At 34.4% G+C, this 1,993-nt stretch carries 3 protein-coding genes and 1 pseudogene; all 4 read right to left on the bottom strand.

Annotation, left to right across the window (positions count from 1 at the left end):
- On the bottom strand, positions 1 to 408 hold a 408-nt coding region (locus tag ACGHIN_RS17165), incomplete at its 3' end, for a hypothetical protein (RefSeq protein WP_390456423.1).
- Between the two features lie 84 nt (positions 409 to 492).
- The gene (locus tag ACGHIN_RS17160) at positions 493 to 1,224 is read right to left on the bottom strand and encodes a hypothetical protein (protein WP_390456420.1); all 732 of its coding nucleotides are present in this window, start codon (positions 1,222 to 1,224) and stop codon (positions 493 to 495) included.
- Positions 1,190 to 1,744 (bottom strand): RNA polymerase sigma factor, encoded by a 555-nt coding sequence (locus tag ACGHIN_RS17155; protein WP_390456417.1) that lies wholly within the window; start codon positions 1,742 to 1,744, stop codon positions 1,190 to 1,192. Before ACGHIN_RS17155 ends, ACGHIN_RS17160 begins: the two co-directional genes overlap by 35 nt.
- A gap of 116 nt (positions 1,745 to 1,860) precedes the next feature.
- Positions 1,861 to 1,993, bottom strand: a pseudogene (locus ACGHIN_RS17150) (MFS transporter); the annotation flags it as partial.

The raw sequence follows: 1,993 nt of genomic DNA, 5'->3' as shown, positions 1-1,993 counted from the left end.
GCTTATGACAATATCCATACTGTTCAGAAGGTTCATTTCATTTTTTTTCTCATCGGCACTTTTCCCAAATACAGATTTTCTCACTCTTTCCCTCGTAATCTCTTCAAAACTCTCTTTTTGCGCATCTACTTTTTCATTAATAATCGTTTCATATTTCAAAGCAATTTCATGGGAATGGCTTTTCTTTTCTTCAGCGGAGATTTTCCCATCTTTAAAATCTTTGTCTATGATATCCAGCTCCTCATTCATTTTCTTTTTCTCAGAGGATACAATACTGTCGATCTTTATTGTGTAATTATTGATTCTCATATTCAATGATTCCTGCTGAAAAATGGATTTATTATCCTGTGAAAAGGCCATCACTGAGGCAGTCAGCATCAAAGCGGATAGCAGAATTGTATTTTTCATTTTTATTATTTTTTTAATATTATTTGGGCTGTCCGGTTACCAGAAGCCGGATGCTAATTGGTATTCTAATGCATTAAGATTGTACTATTTGGTGTCGGAATGTACTGTGACCCCTAAAGTCACTACTTGTAAGAAATGTGGTTTTAACTTGCTTAAATCTATCCTTCCATACGATGTTGTTTCCTGATTTCCCCGTACTTTATCATATTCTCTTCCGATAAGCAGATCTGAAGCTTGCACATATTTCGTACTTTTTATTTCCGGTTTTTCAGCAATTACCAGTTTATTTTCTACAACTGGTTTTTCTTCCGGTATTATATCATCATTATGCTTAACCGGATGATTATCTTGAGCCATTTGAGTAGTACCATTATGAGGATCAGCATTTTGCGGTTTTGTATATTGTGGTGGGACAGTTGTATTCTTTGGATAGGCAGGGTGATCTGTTATTATTTTATCAGTATTCGTTTTGAGTATAGGATTCGATGCCAATTCTTTGGCAGATGTTCTATTTTCATTATTTTCATTTTGAGGAAAAATATTTAAATGATTTCTTTTTTGGGCAGGTTTTGCTCTGCTGATGGTATTTTGTTTTTCTGTGCTATTTACATTCAGATATACTACAGCTCCCACAGAAATTAAAAGCAATACTACTGCTGCATACTTCCACCATTGGACATGTACTTTAGGGCTTAAATCAGACCCTTTCTCTGTTTTTTGATCCATTGAGCCGATTCTGTCCCAAAGATCTGCAGAAGGCTTTATTTCAAGCTTTTCGTAGTCAGATTTTAACTGTTTCAGTATTTCTTTGTTCATTTTTTTTGGTCTTTAAATAATCGGTAAGCCATTTTTTTGCTTTACTTAGCTGGCTTTTGCTTGTTCCTTCAGAAATATTCAAGATTTCTGCAATCTCCTGATGCTTTTTCTCTTCAAAAATATACAGGTTAAAGATCAGTCTGTATCCTACCGGCATTTGAGAGAATATCTCTTCGAGATTGATTTCTCCAAAATGTTCATCAAAATCATCATCAGACACATCTTCCGTCGTTTCCATATCCACATAAAGGACGTTTTTATTCTTCCGGATGAAACTGATGGAGTCATTCACCACAATTTTCCTCAACCAGAAAGGAAAGCTTTTCCATTCTCTGCATTCATCAATTTTGGTGAAGCATTTCATGAAAGCACTCATCAGAATATCTTCTGCATCGTGGATGTTATTAGTATAAGAATTCGCAATAGCGAGCATTTTACCCGAAAACATATCATAAAGGGCTTTCTGCCCTCTACGGTCCTGCTTTTTCGCCAGTATAAAATTCTTTTCTAATTGTTCCATGAATCAGTTTCTATAAATAAGACAACAAAAATTGAAAAACGTTGCCTGTGAAATAAAAAAAATTGCATTTTGAGAAAAAAATGCAATTTAATATCCTAATAATCAGTAAGATAATTTTAATGTTTTACGTTTGCTATTTCTTTAGGATCATGCTTATGTCTGAAGAAAATAGCAAATAAAACGGCTATAATCAATGCATAGGCGGCAAAATACAGCCAGATTTCATGCCACATTTTATCTCCGTTAGGC

Source organism: Chryseobacterium barbadense (assembly GCF_042849955.1).
Taxonomy (GTDB): domain Bacteria; phylum Bacteroidota; class Bacteroidia; order Flavobacteriales; family Weeksellaceae; genus Chryseobacterium.
The sequence above is the reverse complement of the archived record's forward strand: the minus strand, read 5'-3'. Positions and strand labels throughout refer to the sequence as shown.